Source organism: Arthrobacter sp. GW460-12-1-14-TSB2 (genome assembly GCF_059423525.1).
Genome location: NZ_JBWKYC010000012.1, coordinates 108,137 through 124,198, shown reverse-complemented (window position 1 = coordinate 124,198; position 16,062 = coordinate 108,137). Strand labels below are relative to the sequence as shown.

The following is a 16,062-nucleotide window of genomic DNA, read 5'->3' as shown; positions in this document are numbered from 1 at the left end:
TTGCTTGGTTTTGTGTCCGCTTTAGGCGAGGACGCTCAGCTTTGAGTTGCTGCGGCCGAACAATGCCCGGTCCACGGCCACCTTGCCGGCGCCGGTCAGGGCAATGGCCAGGGCACCCGCTGCCAGCAGCAGTACCAGTTCGTAGCCGCCGGTGGCAGCGAAGACGCCTGCGGAGGCGTGCACCAGGAACAGGGCGCCGAGCATGTCCAGGGCGAGCAGCAGCGCGAAGACGCGGGTCAGCACGCCGAGGATGAGGGCGATGCCACCAACAAGCTCAAGGGTGGCTACTGCCGGTGCTGCCAGTTCGGCCGCCGGGATGCCCATCTTGGTAAACGCGGCCTGCGTGCCGGCAATGGTCCACTCGTTGAACTTCTGCCAGCCGTGGGCTGCGAACAGGAAGCCGGCAATGACGCGGAGGACCGTGAGTGCGGTGGTGGTCAGTGTGGACTGGTTCATGAGGATTCGCCATTTCAGATCGTGGGACGTCACTGCGCTTCGGGAGCAGCGCAGTTGTTGTTTCAATGATTAACTTTGCCATTCAAATACTTGAAGAGTCAACTATTTGTGGCGGCATGTGACGGTTCTCTCCGGTTAGGCTGGCTCCGTGCCAGAATCACGCGCCGCCCGGATTGTTGTGCCCGGCAGGAACTCCCGGGAAATCCTCCGCCTCGCCGTTCCGGCATTTGGCGCACTCATCGCAGAACCGCTCTTCCTGCTCGCGGACTCGGCCATAGTCGGCCACCTCGGCGTTTCCCAGCTCGCCGGCGTGGGGCTGGCTTCCGCGGTACTCCACACAGCCGTGGGCCTCATGGTGTTCCTCGCTTACTCCACTACCCCGGAGGTGGCCCGGGCCATCGGCGAGGGCAACCTTGCCAAAGCCCTCGCGGCCGGCCGGGACGGCGTCTGGCTGGCACTGGGCCTGGGGCTGGTGCTCGCGGCGGCAGGTTTCGCCGGCGCCGAGCTTCTGGTCGATCTGATGGGCGCCGCCGGCGATGTCCGCCAGTTCGCCGTCGACTATCTCCGCTGGTCCATGCCGGGGCTCGTGGCCATGCTTTTGATCTTCGCCGGCACCGGCGTGCTGCGCGGCCTCCAGGACACGCGGACCCCGCTGGCCGTGGCCTCGGTGGGGTTCAGCCTGAACATCGTCCTCAATCTGGCACTGGTTTACGGCATGGGCTGGTCCGTGACCGGCTCGGCCGTGGGCACCAGCATTGCCCAGTGGGCCATGGCCCTGGTGTATCTGGTGATCGTCCGGCGAAATGCGCGCGACCACGGAGTTTCGCTCCGCCCGGACTGGCACGGCGTGCGCTCTATGACCAAGGTGGGCTCCTGGCTCATGCTCCGCACGCTGAGCCTGCGGATTGCGATCCTGGCAACCGTGCTGGTGGTGACGGCCCAGGGGCCGGTGAACCTGGCGGCCCATCAATTGGCCATGACTATCTTCACCTTCCTGGCATTCGCCCTGGACGCTTTGGCCATCGCCGCCCAGGCCCTGATCGGCAAAGAACTGGGGGCGGCCAATCCCGCCACGGTCCGTGAGTTGACCCGGACCATGATCCGCTGGGGTGCGGGATTCGGGGTAGTCACCGGAGCGTTGCTTGCCGTTGCGGCCCCGTGGGCGGGCGCCTTGTTCACGTCCGACGCCGGCGTCCAAGGCGCCCTGACGCTCGCCCTGTGGGTGCTGGCGGCCGGGCAGCCCGTGGCTGGCTATGTGTTTGTGCTGGACGGCGTCCTCATCGGCGCCGGCGACGCCAAGTACCTGGCGATCGCCGGCGTCGTAAACCTCGCGGTGTATCTGCCCCTGCTGGCCGCTGTCCGGCTTTCCGGCGTCGACGGCGCCATGGGGCTCACATGGCTGTGGGTGGCCTTTTCGCTGGGCTACATGTCTGCCCGCGCGGTGACACTTGGCCTGCGGGCCGGGACGGACCGGTGGATGGTCCTTGGTTCGCCCTAGGGGGTCGGGCCCGGGCCGCTGGTCTGGTCGGCCTGCCTTCGGCCCGGTTCGCGTCGAATCCCCTGCGCACTAAACTGGACCCGTGACCCTCCCAGCATCCCCTGCCGATCCCGCCCCGTTGACCGCTCCCGCCGCGGACCTGTGGAAACCGGTGCTCACCAGGGCCGTCGTCGCCCTTGCTTTCGGCGCGGTGACGGTCTTCTGGGCGTCGCCGTCGGCATCTGAAATGGGCTGGGCGGGCGGACTATACCTGCTCGCCGTGGGCGTGACCCTGCTTCGCGGAATCGGAAAATTCGGCCTTGACGCCAAAATGCCTGCCGGCAAGGTCATGGCCGCAGCCGGGGCCGTCATGACTGGAGCCGGTGTGGCTGTGGTGTTCCTGGGCAGTGAACTGGTATTCGGTGTCCTGGCGGCACTGGGCCTGGGACTGCTGGGGGCAGCGGAACTTTACCTGGGAATGCTTTTCCGCGGCCGCAGTGTCCTCGCGCGCGACTGGCTGGCATCGGGTGTCATCGGCCTGGGAACCGCCGTGGCCCTGCCCTTCTTCATAAGCCTCGGAGCGCACGCCCTGCTGGGCGTGGCCGGCGGCGGGGCGATCATTTCCGGCGTCCTCTGGGTCCTGGCCGCCCTGACCCTGCGGCACGATGCGCGGCCCGTTTCCAGCGAGGCCGTAAACTAGTAGGGAACGGTTCTACTTCGTGTAGAACAATGGCTTTACTTAAGCTGCCCGGCCCCGGCCGCGCTGCATGGGAGGAAACACCTTGGCACAACGGAAACCAGGAGAACCGCGCAAGCTGCGGACCTCGGTCAAGGGACCCCTCATGTTCTCCGCATTCTGGGCTGTCCTGGCCTTTTTTGCCGTGCTGATTTTTGCCTCCGGCGGCAGCTCCCGCGCGCCCCGCTTCGACCTCGCCCTGACGGGGGCCGGAATTGCGTTCATCGTGACGCTGGTCATCGCGGCGATGCTCTCGATGAGCCACAAGGAAAATGCGGACCACCTGGGCAAGGGGTCCGGCGTCAATCTGAGTTCCAAGAGGTCCTCCTCGCACGGCGGATATTCGGCGCGCCCGGAAGCAGCGCGCCCGGAAGCCCAGCGTCCCGACGCACCGGATTCGGCGCCCGGCGACGCCCACTAGGTCCTCCGGACTGGTTCTCCGGCTTCCCCTGCAGGCTTCGCCCGCGCCAAACTTCTGCAGGACACCGCTATGAGGCGGCTTTACGGGCGCGGTAAGCGGCCACATGGGCCCGGTTTGCGCAGTTTCCGGTGTCGCAATACCGCTTGGACCGGTTCCGGCTAAGGTCCAGCACCACGGCGTCACAATCCTCTGCAGCGCACACCAGCATCCGGTCCATTTCCTTGCTTCGGATCACATCCACGAGTGCCATGGCAGCCTCGGTTCCCATTCTGTCCGCCAGCGGAGCCTCCCGCGTGGTGGCATGAAGGTGCCAGTCCCATTCGTCGTGCTTGATCAGCTGCGGAAGCGCATTTGCGTCCCGGAGCAGGCGGTTCACCGTATCGACGGCGGAGTCCTCATCCATGGTCCACAGTTCGGTGAGCTGGCTCCGTAGTTTGTGGACGCTGGCCAGTTCGGCCGCGTCCCGCGATCTTGCGCCCGAGAAGCCTTCCGTCGTGAGAAAACGGTCCAGGTCCGCCATGGTGGCAAGATGCTCCTCACCGTTTGCCGCGCTGTTGATCAGCCCCACCACAGTGCGGAGGGCAACTTCAGTGTCAGGGGCAAAAACCATCTTGACTCCTTACAGGGTCCGGGCGTAATGTCATGACCATTACCCCACTTTACTCCTGACAGGAGGCAGCCGTGCCTGCCGTAAGCAAACGCGCCGAAGCGTCCGTCCAGGGCGCCGCTTCCCGGCAGGGCGTCGCCCGCCGGTCCGCTGCAGGCTTCATGGCGTCGGGGCTCGGCGTGGCGCTGTTTTCCTCGGCGGTCTTCGGCCTTTCCGGATCATTCGCCAAATCCCTGCTCGAAACCGGCTGGACTCCCGGTGCGGCGGTGACTGCCCGACTCACCGGTGCGGCAATAATCCTCGCCATCCCGGCTATCCCTGCCTTGCGCGGCCGCTGGAGCCAATTGAAGGACAACTGGCTGACCATCCTGCTCTTCGGTCTCATCGGTGTCGCGGCCTGCCAGCTCTTCTATTTCAACGCCGTCGAACGCCTCTCCGTAGGAGTTGCGCTGCTTCTGGAGTACCTGGCCCCGGTGATCATCGTCCTCTGGCTCTGGGCCGCGAGCCGCAGGCGTCCCCGACCGCTCACCATCGCCGGAACGTTGCTTTCGCTCGGCGGACTCATTCTGGTGCTGGATCTGACAGGTGCAGTGAAGATCGATTTCGTGGGCGTCCTGTGGGGAATCGCCGCCGCGGTCTGCTTGGCGATCTACTTCTTCATCACCGCCAAGGAAAATGACACCCTGCCGCCGATTGTCCTGGCGTCCGGCGGCCTGATGGTGGGCGCCGCGGTGATGTGGCTGGCCGCAGCCACGGGCCTTCTACCCATGGCGTTCAGCACCGCTGACACCAAACTGGGGCCGTGGGTCACTCCGTGGTGGGTGTCGCTGGGCGGACTGATTGTGCTGGCCACGGTGCTCGCGTACGTTTCCGGAATTATTGCCGCCCGCGCGCTCGGTTCAAAAGTGGCTTCCTTTGTGTCGCTCACCGAGGTGCTCTTCGCCGTCATCTGGGCGTGGCTCCTGCTCGGTGAACTGCCCGGTCCCGTCCAGTTGCTCGGCGGGGTGCTGATTGTGGGCGGCGTGGTTCTGGTCCGGGTGGACGAGCTTCGTGGTGCCGGCGCCCCGGCGGCGTCGGTGCCGACGCCGCTGGACCACGCTAACGACGTCGAACCCGTCCCGTAGTCAGCCACTACGAGTCCGTCACCCCCCACGCCGTGGGTGCCTTAAAACGCGGATGCCCCGGACGCTTTGTTGCGTCCGGGGCATCCGGCAAGAAACGGTGGTTTTCTCGAAGTCCGTCCCTGGCGGGAAGGCGGCGTTCCTAGCGGGAAGCCTCTTCCTGCTGGGCGGCGTTCTTGGTTGCCTGCTTGCCGGCTTCCTCCAGCGCCTGGGCCACCTTGGCCAGGGCCGTTACGTGCGAACCGGACCATTCGCTGCGGAACTTCTCCGCATCCGGGCCCTTCCAGTCCGTGCCGTTAAGAGCCTTCGTCAGCTGCGACTTGGTCTTCTCGATCTCCGACGAACCAGCCTGAAGCTTGGTTCCGAGCGCCTTGAGCTGAACAATGTCTGCACCCCAAATAGCCATTAGTTTTCTCCTTCAGTCAACGGACCCGATCCGATCGGCATCCCCAGCGGCCCCCGGCTCATCCGGAAGATCCATTACCTAGAAACTATCCCGCGGCCCGACGCTCCGTCGATGGGCACCGCTCCCCATGCAGCCCTGCCTTGTAAGCACAGCAGGAAAGGTGCAGGGTGTCGGTGACCGGACGGGCTTCGGGCCTCGATCCCAGGCGGTCCAGAGCCTAGCATGGGATTATGTGCCGCAACATTCGGACCCTGCATAATTTTGAGCCCCATGCCACGACGGCCGAGGTGGAAGCCGCTGCGCTGCAGTACGTGCGCAAAATCAGCGGCAGCACCAAGCCGTCGAAAGCCAACGAGGAGGCGTTCACCCGCGCCGTGCATGAGATCGCCCATGCCACCCAGCACCTGCTCGATTCGCTGGTGACGCACGCTCCGGCCAAGGACCGGGACGAGGAGGCAGCCAAGGCCCGGGCCAAGGCGGCCGTCCGGTTCGGCGCCGCTTAGGCCGTTCAGCTAGTTGGAAGCGGGCTTGCCGAAGCTGCGCAGCCGCAGCGAGTTGGCCACTACCAGCACCGAACTCGCGGCCATGGCAGCGCCTGCGATCATGGGATTCAGCAACCCGAGCGCGGCCACCGGAATTCCGACAGCGTTGTAGAAGAAGGCCCAGAACAGATTGGTCTTGATGGTGGCCAGCGTGCGCCGGGACAGCTCGATGGCCTGAGCCACCTGCCCCAGGTCGTTGCCCATTACGGTCAGGTCCGCGGCCTCGATGGCCACATCGGTGCCCGACCCCATGGCGATGCCAAGATCGGCCTGGGCCAGGCCTGCTGCGTCATTCACGCCGTCGCCGGCCATGGCTACCGTTGCGCCGCCGGCCTGCAGTTTCCGAACAGCGTCCACCTTGCCCTCCGGCAGTACACCTGCGAACACGTCTTCCGGCGCAATGCCGACGGCGGCGGCCACCTGCGCGGCCACCGCGGCGTTGTCCCCGGTCAGCAGGATCGGCCGGAGGCCAAGCTGCTTCAGCCGCGAAATCGCGACAGCCGAACCCGGCTTGATGGTGTCCCGCAGCGACACGATGCCTGCTGGCTCGGCGTCCACGGCAACCCAGATCGCGGTGGCACCGGATTCTTCGGCGGCTTGGAGCGCCTGTTCCTGTTCCGGGGTGACACTTATGCCGTTTTCCCGAAGCCAGCCCGTCCGTCCCGCGATGATGAACCGGCCGGCGACGTGTCCGGAAACTCCGCCGCCCGGCGCGGAACGGAACTGTTTGACGGCGGGAAGCCGCCCGCCGTCGTCGTTTCGGCGCTCAGCGGACAGCGCAGCGGACGCAATGGCGTGGGCGATGGGGTGCTCCGAAGCGGCCTCAACCGCCCCGGCGAGGCGCAGCACGTCGGCGTCGGTGTGCGTGCCGAAGGCCCTGGCGCCGTCCACGGCAAGATGTCCGGTAGTCACGGTGCCGGTCTTGTCCAGCAGGATGGTGTCCACGGTGCGGGTGTCTTCAAGGACCTGCGGACCCTTGATGAGAATCCCCAGCTGGGCGCCGCGGCCCGTGCCGGTGAGGAGGCCAACCGGAGTGGCCAGTCCCAGGGCGCAGGGGCAGGCGATGACCAGCACCGCCACGGCGGCGGTGAATGCCGCACGGATTTCGGCCGGGTCAATCACCGGGCCGCTGACGAGGATCCAGAGCACGAAAGTAACGACGGCGATCGCCAGCACAATCGGAACGAACACCGCGCTGATGCGGTCCGCGAGGCGGGCGATGGGAGCCTTGCCGGTCTGCGCCTGGGAAACCAGCCGGGCCATCTGGGCCAACGTGGTTTCAGCGCCAACCCGGGTGGCGCGCACCAGCAGGCGGCCGGAAGTGTTGATAGTGGCGCCTATGACAAAGCTGTCCGGGCCCACCTCGACGGGCACCGACTCGCCCGTGACCAGGGACGCGTCCACAGCCGAGTCGCCGTCGATCACCACACCGTCCGTGGCAATCTTCTCCCCGGGACGGACCACCATGACGTCGCCAACCGCCAACTGATCGGCGGGAATCCCTCGCTCCGTGCCGCCGGACAAGACTGTGGCGTCCTTTGCGCCCAGATTCAGCAGCGCCTTCAGGGCGTCGCCCGCCTTCTGCTTGGCGTTGGCTTCAAGGTAGCGGCCCAGCAGCAGGAAGGTGGTGACCACCGCGGCTACCTCGAAGTAGAGGCCGCCAGTGCCCATCTCCATGCCGGGGTGTTCCGTCATGCGGGGATCGGCCAGCAACTGCCAGGCCGAGAACAGGTACGCGGCAATAACGCCGATGGAAACCAAGGTGTCCATCGTTGAGGCGAAGTGCCGGGCGTTGATGGCCGCGGCTCGGTGGAACGGCCAGGCCGCCCACGTGACCACCGGCAAGGCAAGAACCCCCGCCACCCAGCCCCAGTCAGGGAACTGGAATGAAGGAAGCATCGAAATCGCGAACACCGGAACGGTCAGTACTGCCGCCACGATAAGCCGCGGTTTGAGTTGCGAGGCGGCGCCACCGTGCGCCAGGTGGCCGCCTTCCGCGGCGCCACCGGGGACATGCTCTCCATGCTCGGTCGTTCCGCCGCTAGACGCATGCTGCCGCATACCTCCGGCATCGCCCCCGGCCACATGGCTCGGGTAGCGGGGAGGGCGGACCTTGGCCTTGTAGCCTGCCGCTTCCACGGTGGCCGTGATCTGTTCATCGGTGATGCCCGCCGGAACCGTGACCTGGGCCGACTCCAGGGGCAGGTTTACCGAGGCTTCCACGCCCTCGAGCTTTCCGAGTTTCCGTTCCACCCGGCCCACGCACGAAGCGCACGTCATGCCTTCGATGTCGAGTTCAATCACCCGGCTTCCCGGCTGGTGCAGCAGTTTCTCGTTACTCACAGAGTGTCCTTCCTGTGCGTGTCAGTGGTGCCGGTCTCGGCGGTCGGTGCCGGAATGCGGCGGGCGGGCGGGTTCAGGCTTCGTTGGCCACCACCAGGTAACCGGCCTCAGCCACCGCTTCTCCGATCTCGGAGCGGGAGAGCGTCTTTTCGGACGTGATCGTGACGGTGGAAATGCCACCTGCGTTGAGGTCGACGTCGACCGCTTCCACGCCTTCCAGGGCTTCAAGTTCCTCGCTCACGGAGGAAATGCAGTGTCCGCAGGTCATGCCGGACACGTTCACGATGGTGGATACGGGGCTCATGGTTTGCTCCTGATCTTCGGCGTTGCTGATGTTGCCGATATTGCCGGATTGATTCGGTTGAATCATCCGAATGGTGTGGTGCGTGGGGTTGCCGCTACCGCAGCAGGCGCCCGATGGCATCGGTAGCCTCCTTGACCTTGAAATCGATGGTTTCCGCGCGGAGGGCCGGGTCGGGTTCAGAGGCGGCCCCGACGACACAATGGCCGATGTGCTCCTCGACCAGGCCCAGGCTCACAGCGTGGAGGGCTTTGTTCACCGCGGCAACCTGCGTGAGGATGTCGATGCAGTACTTGTCCTCATCCACCATCCGCGCAATTCCGCGCACTTGGCCTTCGATGCGTTTGAGCCGGCGCAGGTATGCGTCTTTGTTCGAGGTGTAGCCGTGCTGGGGTGCAGTCTCGGCGTCCTCGGCCCGGGGAGCGTCTTGTGGTGAGTCCATACCCCCAACTTATACCCCTCAGGGGTATAATACAAGTACCCCCTGGGGGTATGTGTGGTGATTGCCGGTTACCGTTCCGCCGGGAGCTCGGGGGAAGGCGTCCCGCGCCCAACGCTGCCGATGCCGAGCAGGGATGTGGCGGCGACGGCCGCGGCGAGTACTCCGAGTCCCAGTGGCAGCGCGGAAGCTGTGGCCACGGCACCCACCAGGAGGGGTCCGCCGGCGTCGCCAAGTTCCCGCCCCAGCTCGGCTGATCCCATGGTCCGGCCCAGCCGCTCAGGCGGTGTGGTGGCGGCCAAGTGCGCGAAGCCCAGCGGTGTCGCCGTGCCTATCCCCACACCAATTGCTGCCGCGGCGCCGAAGATGGTGACGGGCCCGGGAAGCAGCGCCACGCACGCGATTCCGGCCGACGTCAGCAACAATCCAGCCGTCATGCCGGGGCCGTCCTGGATCCTGCCCCGATCACGCAGGCGGCCGATCCAGGGCTGGGTGGCAGCGGATGCGAGTGCGAGCAGGCTGACGGCGGCCACCGCGGCCACGGGATCCAGGCCGTGCCCGGTGGCCAGCGCGGGGAGGAAGCCAATTGCCGTGCCCAAGGCTCCGGTGGCTGCCGCCAGGACGAGCGTAGGGACGAGGAAACTGCGGTGCGTCACTTGGCGGGCAAGGTCCAGCAACGTGTACCGGGGCCGGGGCAACGGGTCCAGCCGCGGCAGCGCCACCATGGCCCACACTGCTGTGGCAGCCGCGAGGATGCCCAGCGTGGCAAAGAGGAGGGCGAAGCCGCCGAGGAAGATCAGCGCAGCACCGATCAGGGGTCCGCCAACGTAGCCCAGGCTCTTCCACGAACCGTAGCGGCCAAAATACGTTCCGGCGTTGCGGCCCGCGAGCCGCGCCACCATCGCTGACGACGCGGGTGAAAACGCAGAGGCGGCGGCACCTTGGCCGACCCGGGCGAGGCCGAGCATCAGGGGGTTTGCACCCCACAGCCCTATCAGCGACATCAGGGCAAAGGCGAAGAGCCCCGCCACCACCACCGGCTTGGCTCCAATACGGTCACTCAGGACTCCGAACACCGGTTTCAGCACCACCTCGGCAAGGTCGTAGACGGCCAGAAGAATACCCAGATTGAGCAGGCTAAGACCGATATCACCGCTGTGGGCACCCATTCCGGCTGCGATGCTGTGCGCGCCGAAGGCAGTAACAAAGCCTGCAGCATAGAGCGGCGCGGTGACGGCAGCGGTCGCTGTGGGGATTGGCGCTGTGGTCACCGAATTCGCTCCTGGAGTGCCGCCGGACATTAAAAAGCTCCGGAGTGCGTTATTGGGGGATACGCACTCCGGAGCAGCTTATGGGGCAGGTTCAACTTCTTCCTGCGAATATCAGCTTACTTGGCCGTAGCGGTGAGCGCCACCACCCTGAATAACTACTTTCGCTTTATTTTCACAGGGTCTTTCGTCCCCCTTTTCCCGCCGTTTATTCACAGTGCCGTGGATTCACAACACCCCGCCGGGGCCCATGCTGAGCTGGGTGGCATGGAAGTCGAAGTGCTCGATGGGGTAGGCGTAGACATCTGCCAGCGACATCCACGGCGTGAAGAACGGGTCCCAGCGGTCAGGGAAGGACATGCCCCGGGCCATCGCCGCGTCCGACTCACGGCCCATCCGCCGCTCAAGGGAGCGCGTGACCCGCCGAAGTTTCGCCGCCATCCGCTTACGGTTGAACACGCGGGCCGCAGCCTTGGAGCCCAGGTAATTGACGACGTCGAACGGTGCGGTTCCGGCGTTCAGTAGCCGCGCAAACCCGCGGCTGAAAGGTGCCGGCAGGACACCCAAAACGCGGACCAGGGGCAGCAGGGCCTGCACCACCATGTAGCCGAAAACCATATGGAACAGGAGTTCCTCGTTGGTCCAGCGGGTGCCCGAGCTGCGGCGGCGCAGGTCGGAATCGGACGCGGCGGCCAGCCATCGCTCAAGTTCCCTGACGTTGCGCTCGTAGCCGTGCTGGACAGTGCCTGGAGCCGCACTCACTCGGGTGTGTCCCGGTGGGCGCCCATGTGGGCCGGTACAACCAGGACGGGGCGGTCCTGATGGTGGGTCAGCCACGCGGCCACAGAACCGTTGAGGGCTGCCGAGATGCGGTGCCCCAGTCCGCGCTCCGGCGTTCCCACGATGATCATGGAAGCATTCGCCTCCGCCGCCACACGGCCCAGGGCGCGGGCAGGGTCCCCAGCCAGGATCCGCAGCGTCCACTCCACCGGCTTCGCGCCGCAGGCAGCCCCCACAAGGGCGCGGAGCTCTTCGCTTACGGTCCGGACATCGGCGTCGTCCTTGTCCGGATGCAGGGACAGCCGGTGCGCCGACCGCGCCGGATCCCACTCGACGAGGTAGCTCGCCTCGTCGACGTAGGCGCATAGCAGAGGAACGCCCAACTTTTCTGCGAGGGCGGTGGCCGACTGCAGCACTTCTGCGTGCTGGCCAGGCAGTACGCCGACCACCAGGGGAGGCGGTCCGCTGAAGCGCTCTGGAGACATACTCCATTGTGACCCTGAGGGCATCCCTTGAACAGCGCGGCCGTCAGTCAGGTCACTGGACGGTTCCCGGTGCGGGCCGCTTAGTCGGGTTCGTCGCCGTCCGGAGCCTCCCGTGCCGGTTTGGGGCGGCGCCAGGTGAGCGTTACCGTGAAGTTTGAGCTGGTGCTGGCCGCAGCAATGAATGCCCCGGCTTCGGCGTGCAGGTCCAGACCGAACTTGACCGACACCTCGTCGGGTTTGTCAGGAAGGCCGGTGAGCTCATCGATGACGCCTTGGACCGCCGGCCGGATGTTGCTGAGGGCGCGCTCAAAGGTCTGCTGTGCCCGCGCGAAAACGCTGCTCTGTCCGCCCCCGCGCGTCACCAGCCCGCCGGTGTTGTCTGAAACTTCCAGAAGCACGGTTCCGCCGTCGTTCGTCGGAAATTCGACCAACCGTGTCATCTCTCGTCCTTCCAATTCTGTCTGAGGGCCAGTCCCAGGAAGATCAAACCGCCGACGGCGACCGTTGCGTTCTGCACGGTTAGCACCACCGCCCGGGCTGAGAGATCATCTCCGGGGAGCCACATCAGCGGCAACGTGGCCAGGCAAACCAGGAGAAGCCAGCCGGCCAACGCCGGTGTTTTGGGAGCGCGGATGGCCAGAATGCCTGCCCATGCGCCGAAAAGTGCTTGGAATAGGGTGGCGGCCGTTGCCGCCCATAGAAGGTCCGTTTCCAGGCCAACCACGCCCAGCAGTGCACCGGCTCCGGCCGCTACGGCCAGCGTCACGCGCCCCCTTTCGGTCCGATCCGGCAGGCCGGCGAGCAGGAGCAGGAAGTAACCCGCTGGCGCCAGGAGTGCGTAGACAAAGCGCACGCTGACTTCCCCGCCGGAATACCACCAGTCCATGTCCACCCAGTTGAGGTAGGCGAAGAAGACCGCCAGGAGTGCCCCGGCAAGGGTCAGGACAATCCCGCCGGCCGCAAGGAACCGGGGATCCAGGGCAGCTGTCGTGGGCCTCCTCTGCGGTTCCGGCGGAGGGCCTTCTGCGCTGCTCGGGGCCGGTGCAGCCTGGCGCGCAGTCCTCTGGGCTGTCCTTTCCGCCGCCCGCAAAGCGTCGTTTTCGCGGCGCAGTTCGTTTCGCGCCTTCGTCGCCAGTCCTTCCGGATCGGACGCAGCGGGATCCAGGGCATACAATTCCGCCGCCACGTCCACCGCGGCCTGCCAGTTTCGGCTGCCTGCGTGATACTCGAGCTCACCCTGCAGGTCGGCTGTCCGCTGCCGTTTGGCGCAATCCCGGGCACGGCCGGCGGCGTCAGGGAAATCGGGATCGTCCTGCACTGCGGCGTAACCGTCTGCAGCGGCCGTCCAATCTCCGGCGTCTTCGGCTTCCCTGGCGTGGCGGTAGGCCTCGGAACGTTCCAGGTGCTGCGCAGCGGAAGCGCGAAGCAGCGCCGCATCGCGGTAACTTCCGTCGAGGGTCAGCAGGTCATCGAACAACTCGATGGCCACCGGATAATGCTTGGTCCTCAGCTCGGCGCAGGCCTGCACGTACAGCGCGCGGAGTTCCGCCTGCCGGATCCGGCCACTGGACGGCTCCGCCGATCCGGCCGCGCTGTTCGCGGACGTGCCCGCGGCCGGCTCCACCGGTGCAGCCCTTTCCTTTACCGCTGGGCGGGCCGGTGCCTTCAAGTTGAACAGCGTGGTGTCGCCACCCCTGACGTAGAGCGCAGGCGTCACCCATTCCAAGGTTCCGTCAGGGCTTCCCATGACGGAGATCCGCCCCACGCGGGCGGCCTCGTCCACGCCGCGGCCGTTGGCGATCGCGGCATAGAAGCCCTGTGCAAAGGCGATCGCGGCGCCGTCGCTTATGGCGAACTGCATCGCTGCTACGGCACTGATGCCGCTGCGGACCAGGGTGGAAGCTGTGCCGGAGAAGAGATCCTCACGGCCGGTTTCTCCGGAGGAGCAGGAATTCAGGACCACCAGGCGCGGGCGGGGCACGGCAACGCTCAACAGGGCCATCAGGCGGATGGCCCGCACCATGGATGCCCGGCCGTCGGCCCCCACCAGGGCGATCCGGCCTTCATCGCTCCTGGCGTCGTAGTCACCGTGGCCGATGAAGTGGACTACGTGCCAAGGTCCTTCCAGCAGCATCGACTGGATCTCGTCCCACGCGCCGCCCGGCGACCACACGAGTTCAATCCTGCCTTCGGAAACCGGGCCCGCCAGGGCTGCAGCAAGGTGGTTGCGTTCCGCTTCGACGTCGAGCAGCGGAAGGTCGCGCGGGGAGGCAATAAGGCCAAGGATCCTCAGCGGAGGGACGATTTCCAGCGGGTTCAGGTGGTAGTCCGGTGCGGGAATATGGCGAAGCAATGGCTCCGTCTGGCACAGGTAGCTTTCGGTTTCCGGATCAAACAACATTTCCCACGGCATCGCAGCCAGTTCAGGAGCAGCGAGGCGCAACACCACTCGCAACTGCTGGCCGCTGTGCTGCGCGGCGCCCAGGCTCGCCCGGTACGTTCCGTAGACCTCGCGGGTAAACAGGGCCTGGAACAGTTCCTGGCCAACTCCCCGGACCGGAAGCTCGGCGACCGGCGTGGTGCGCCGGGCGGACACGGCGGAGGCCAGGACGGTGGACTCCAGTTCGGCGCGGCGTTCCAGTATCCGGTCCACGTCCAGCCTGAACACTCCTGAAGCGTTTCCTCCGGCCGGCGCCTGAACCACGCGCACGGTGTACTCGCCCCGCTCGGAGCCTGATGCGAGTTCGAGTTCTATGTCACCGTCCATGGCAACCTTCTCAGCGCAGTGCGGAGTCCCCACAGCGGACTTTCGGCGCCGGTCGTTCCGGTGCCGGACAGCCCTACAAGACAAGATTGGCGCAGCGGAAGTGCCTGCACAAGGGCTGCCCGGCTGCGCGCCCGGGAACGCGGGTGCAACGGCCGTTGGGCCCTTGTACACCCCTTTGCCGCGGAATAACGTTGAGGCATAGGGAGAGGTGGTCCGCGGTGGAAATCTACATGTGGTGGCTTGATCTGGACCTGGCCAGCAAGGAATGGCTGCGCGAGAACCTGCGGACGGAGGAATTGCCGTTGCCTGTGCTGCAAGGGATTGCCGAGGCCGGCGGCCCGCACCCTGACACCGCAACCGGAGTCCTCACGAATGCGGATTGGGACTTCATCGAGACGCAGTCTGAATTCGTGGACTGACCGCCCGGGCGGATAATGCCGCGCCAAAACCATTGCAGCCTCCGGGCGGGAGTGGTTGCATGGGGTGCATGGCCACCGAAGAGAGTTATGTCCTAGCGATCGGAACCAAAAAAGGGCTATGGCTGGCGACCAGCCAGGACCGGCAGACATGGTCCATGTCCGGCCCGCATTTTCTGATGAGCGAAGTCCCCAGCATCGGCATTGACACCCGCAACGGGCGTACCCGGATCATGGTGGGTGTCCGCTCCGAGCACTGGGGACCCACCGTTGCGCATTCGGACGACCTCGGTGCCACCTGGACCGAGCCGGAGCAGGGTGCCATCAAGTTCCCGGAGGGCACTGACGCCGCGGTGGAGCGCATCTGGCAGATCTACCCGGACGCCGACGCCCGTCCGGGTGTGGTCTGGGCTGGCGCCGAACCCATTTCCGTATGGAAATCGACTGACGGCGGCGAACACTTCGAGCTCAACCGCGGGCTCTGGGACCATCCGCACCGCAGCGAATGGGGCGCCGGGTACGGCGGCGCGGCCGCGCACTCTATCGTGGTCAATCCCTCCGGGAACAACGTGCACGTCGCGATGAGTACGGGCGGTGTGTACCGTTCGCTCGACGGCGGTACCTCATGGGAACCCCGGAACAAGGGCATTTCGGCGTACTTCATGCCGGATCCGAACCCCGAGTTCGGCCAGTGCGTGCACAAGATCGCGGCGGATGCCGCCGTCGAGGGCCGCCTTTACGCACAGAACCACCATGGCGTGTACCGCACCGATGACAACGGCGAGAACTGGGAGTCGATTGCGGAAGGCCTTCCGGCTGATTTTGGTTTTGTGATGCTGACGCATCCCCGGCGGCCAGGGACCGCGTGGGTGGTCCCGCTCAAAGCCGACGGCGAACGCATCCCGCCGGACGCGAAGCTGGCCGTGCACCGGACGGACGATGCGGGGAAGACCTGGAAGCGCCTGGATTCCGGGCTGCCGCAGGGCGAATACAACGCGGTGCTCCGTGACGCTGCCTCGGTGGATACTGCGGAACCGGCCGGGGTGTACTTCGGAACGCGCGGTGGCTCGGTCTACGCCAGCCCGGACGAGGGCGAGCACTTCACCGAAGTGGCGTCACATCTGCCGGACGTCCTGTGTGTCCGCGCGGCCGTGGTGTCCGCGGCCCTGGTGCCTGGCGCTCCGGTACCCGCTTAAAGGTCCGTTGTGGCTGACATCAGCGTGGTGCTTCCCAGCATCCTCCAGCCGCTCGCCGGCGGGCAGTCCATCCTGACTACGCCCGCCGACGGGGCGGTGACTGTGGGGTTCCTGCTGGACTCGCTGGCCGGGGATTATCCGGTCCTTGCGAGGCGGTTGAGGGATGAAACCGGTGCCCTCCGCCGCTACGTGAATATTTACGTGAACGGGGACGAGGTCCGGCGCTTGAGGGGACTGGAAACTGAAGTGGCTGCCGGCCAGGAAGTGGTGATCATCCAGTCCGTGGCGGGCGGCTGAAGGG

Annotated in this window: 19 protein-coding genes; 8 read left to right on the top strand and 11 right to left on the bottom strand. The window is 66.1% G+C overall.

Features of this window, described 5'->3' with window-relative positions; all coding sequences use genetic code 11:
- Window positions 1-21 precede the first annotated feature (21 nt).
- Window positions 22-456 carry a DoxX family protein gene (locus AC07YR_RS15165; protein ID WP_055802779.1) on the bottom strand — a complete coding sequence of 145 codons (435 nt, stop codon included), beginning with the start codon at window positions 454-456 and terminating at the stop codon, window positions 22-24.
- Between the two features lie 148 nt (window positions 457-604).
- Here AC07YR_RS15165 and AC07YR_RS15160 point away from each other — a divergent pair, with 148 nt between their 5' ends.
- The 3 genes from AC07YR_RS15160 (at window position 605) to AC07YR_RS15150 (ending at window position 3,090) form a co-directional block, all read left to right on the top strand.
- Window positions 605-1,954 (top strand): MATE family efflux transporter, encoded by a 1,350-nt coding sequence (locus tag AC07YR_RS15160; RefSeq protein WP_494734458.1) that lies wholly within the window; start codon window positions 605-607, stop codon window positions 1,952-1,954.
- 82 nt (window positions 1,955-2,036) lie between these two features.
- The gene (locus tag AC07YR_RS15155) at window positions 2,037-2,633 is read left to right on the top strand and encodes a hypothetical protein (protein WP_494734457.1); all 597 of its coding nucleotides are present in this window, start codon (window positions 2,037-2,039) and stop codon (window positions 2,631-2,633) included.
- A gap of 82 nt (window positions 2,634-2,715) precedes the next feature.
- Window positions 2,716-3,090: a hypothetical protein gene (locus AC07YR_RS15150; RefSeq protein WP_494734456.1), complete on the top strand. Its 375-nt coding sequence runs from the start codon at window positions 2,716-2,718 to the stop codon at window positions 3,088-3,090.
- Between the two features lie 67 nt (window positions 3,091-3,157).
- Here the strand turns inward: AC07YR_RS15150 and AC07YR_RS15145 are convergent, their stop codons facing one another.
- Window positions 3,158-3,700: a CGNR zinc finger domain-containing protein gene (locus AC07YR_RS15145; RefSeq protein ID WP_055802718.1), complete on the bottom strand. Its 543-nt coding sequence runs from the start codon at window positions 3,698-3,700 to the stop codon at window positions 3,158-3,160.
- Between the two features lie 158 nt (window positions 3,701-3,858).
- Here AC07YR_RS15145 and AC07YR_RS15140 point away from each other — a divergent pair, with 158 nt between their 5' ends.
- Window positions 3,859-4,821 (top strand): EamA family transporter, encoded by a 963-nt coding sequence (locus tag AC07YR_RS15140; protein WP_055802776.1) that lies wholly within the window; start codon window positions 3,859-3,861, stop codon window positions 4,819-4,821.
- Window positions 4,822-4,960: 139 nt separating this feature from the next.
- On the opposite strand, the gene AC07YR_RS15135 is transcribed toward AC07YR_RS15140, so the two are convergent.
- Window positions 4,961-5,224 (bottom strand): hypothetical protein, encoded by a 264-nt coding sequence (locus AC07YR_RS15135; RefSeq protein WP_055798718.1) that lies wholly within the window; start codon window positions 5,222-5,224, stop codon window positions 4,961-4,963.
- 230 nt (window positions 5,225-5,454) lie between these two features.
- On the opposite strand from AC07YR_RS15135, the gene AC07YR_RS15130 reads away from it, so the two are divergent.
- Window positions 5,455-5,727: a DUF2277 domain-containing protein gene (locus AC07YR_RS15130; protein ID WP_055803013.1), complete on the top strand. Its 273-nt coding sequence runs from the start codon at window positions 5,455-5,457 to the stop codon at window positions 5,725-5,727.
- Between the two features lie 9 nt (window positions 5,728-5,736).
- Here the strand turns inward: AC07YR_RS15130 and AC07YR_RS15125 are convergent, their stop codons facing one another.
- The 8 genes from AC07YR_RS15125 to AC07YR_RS15090 all read right to left on the bottom strand — a co-directional run bounded on the left by AC07YR_RS15125 (window position 5,737) and on the right by AC07YR_RS15090 (window position 14,149).
- Window positions 5,737-8,109 carry a heavy metal translocating P-type ATPase gene (locus AC07YR_RS15125; protein ID WP_494734455.1) on the bottom strand — a complete coding sequence of 791 codons (2,373 nt, stop codon included), beginning with the start codon at window positions 8,107-8,109 and terminating at the stop codon, window positions 5,737-5,739.
- A gap of 73 nt (window positions 8,110-8,182) precedes the next feature.
- The gene (locus AC07YR_RS15120) at window positions 8,183-8,413 is read right to left on the bottom strand and encodes a heavy-metal-associated domain-containing protein (protein WP_055803021.1); all 231 of its coding nucleotides are present in this window, start codon (window positions 8,411-8,413) and stop codon (window positions 8,183-8,185) included.
- Window positions 8,414-8,507: 94 nt separating this feature from the next.
- Window positions 8,508-8,852, bottom strand: coding sequence for a metal-sensitive transcriptional regulator (locus AC07YR_RS15115; RefSeq protein WP_055803009.1), 345 nt, complete (start codon window positions 8,850-8,852; stop codon window positions 8,508-8,510).
- A gap of 68 nt (window positions 8,853-8,920) precedes the next feature.
- Entirely contained in the window at window positions 8,921-10,120 is a 1,200-nt protein-coding gene (locus AC07YR_RS15110; RefSeq protein ID WP_436059178.1) for an MFS transporter, read from the bottom strand.
- A 225-nt stretch (window positions 10,121-10,345) separates the two neighbouring features.
- Window positions 10,346-10,879, bottom strand: coding sequence for a DinB family protein (locus AC07YR_RS15105; RefSeq protein ID WP_436059177.1), 534 nt, complete (start codon window positions 10,877-10,879; stop codon window positions 10,346-10,348).
- Window positions 10,876-11,382 (bottom strand): universal stress protein, encoded by a 507-nt coding sequence (locus AC07YR_RS15100; protein ID WP_436059176.1) that lies wholly within the window; start codon window positions 11,380-11,382, stop codon window positions 10,876-10,878. Before AC07YR_RS15100 ends, AC07YR_RS15105 begins: the two co-directional genes overlap by 4 nt.
- A gap of 80 nt (window positions 11,383-11,462) precedes the next feature.
- A complete protein-coding gene (locus AC07YR_RS15095; RefSeq protein ID WP_436059175.1) occupies window positions 11,463-11,822 on the bottom strand; it encodes a CU044_2847 family protein in 360 nt (119 codons plus the stop codon).
- A complete protein-coding gene (locus AC07YR_RS15090) occupies window positions 11,819-14,149 on the bottom strand; it encodes a CHAT domain-containing protein (RefSeq protein WP_494734454.1) in 2,331 nt (776 codons plus the stop codon). The genes AC07YR_RS15095 and AC07YR_RS15090 overlap by 4 nt, the downstream gene beginning before the upstream one ends.
- A gap of 218 nt (window positions 14,150-14,367) precedes the next feature.
- Here AC07YR_RS15090 and AC07YR_RS15085 point away from each other — a divergent pair, with 218 nt between their 5' ends.
- The 3 genes from AC07YR_RS15085 to AC07YR_RS15075 are packed head-to-tail and all read left to right on the top strand — an operon-like array spanning window position 14,368 to window position 16,058.
- Window positions 14,368-14,568, top strand: coding sequence for a hypothetical protein (locus tag AC07YR_RS15085; RefSeq protein ID WP_055802996.1), 201 nt, complete (start codon window positions 14,368-14,370; stop codon window positions 14,566-14,568).
- A 59-nt stretch (window positions 14,569-14,627) separates the two neighbouring features.
- Window positions 14,628-15,761, top strand: coding sequence for a WD40/YVTN/BNR-like repeat-containing protein (locus AC07YR_RS15080; protein WP_494734453.1), 1,134 nt, complete (start codon window positions 14,628-14,630; stop codon window positions 15,759-15,761).
- Between the two features lie 9 nt (window positions 15,762-15,770).
- Window positions 15,771-16,058, top strand: coding sequence for a MoaD/ThiS family protein (locus AC07YR_RS15075; RefSeq protein WP_436059172.1), 288 nt, complete (start codon window positions 15,771-15,773; stop codon window positions 16,056-16,058).
- Window positions 16,059-16,062 lie beyond the last annotated feature (4 nt).

Excerpts from the sequence above, each read along its gene's own strand:
- AC07YR_RS15095 (WP_436059175.1), bottom strand. The coding sequence starts at position 11,822 with ATGACACGGTTGGTCGAATTTCCGACGAACGACGGCGGAACCGTGCTT.
- AC07YR_RS15165 (WP_055802779.1), bottom strand. The coding sequence starts at position 456 with ATGAACCAGTCCACACTGACCACCACCGCACTCACGGTCCTCCGCGTC.
- AC07YR_RS15080 (WP_494734453.1), top strand. The coding sequence starts at position 14,628 with ATGGGGTGCATGGCCACCGAAGAGAGTTATGTCCTAGCGATCGGAACC.
- AC07YR_RS15115 (WP_055803009.1), bottom strand. The coding sequence starts at position 8,852 with ATGGACTCACCACAAGACGCTCCCCGGGCCGAGGACGCCGAGACTGCA.
- AC07YR_RS15090 (WP_494734454.1), bottom strand. The coding sequence starts at position 14,149 with ATGGACGGTGACATAGAACTCGAACTCGCATCAGGCTCCGAGCGGGGC.
- AC07YR_RS15100 (WP_436059176.1), bottom strand. The coding sequence starts at position 11,382 with ATGTCTCCAGAGCGCTTCAGCGGACCGCCTCCCCTGGTGGTCGGCGTA.
- AC07YR_RS15120 (WP_055803021.1), bottom strand. The coding sequence starts at position 8,413 with ATGAGCCCCGTATCCACCATCGTGAACGTGTCCGGCATGACCTGCGGA.
- AC07YR_RS15140 (WP_055802776.1), top strand. The coding sequence starts at position 3,859 with ATGGCGTCGGGGCTCGGCGTGGCGCTGTTTTCCTCGGCGGTCTTCGGC.
- AC07YR_RS15145 (WP_055802718.1), bottom strand. The coding sequence starts at position 3,700 with ATGGTTTTTGCCCCTGACACTGAAGTTGCCCTCCGCACTGTGGTGGGG.
- AC07YR_RS15130 (WP_055803013.1), top strand. The coding sequence starts at position 5,455 with ATGTGCCGCAACATTCGGACCCTGCATAATTTTGAGCCCCATGCCACG.
- AC07YR_RS15135 (WP_055798718.1), bottom strand. The coding sequence starts at position 5,224 with ATGGCTATTTGGGGTGCAGACATTGTTCAGCTCAAGGCGCTCGGAACC.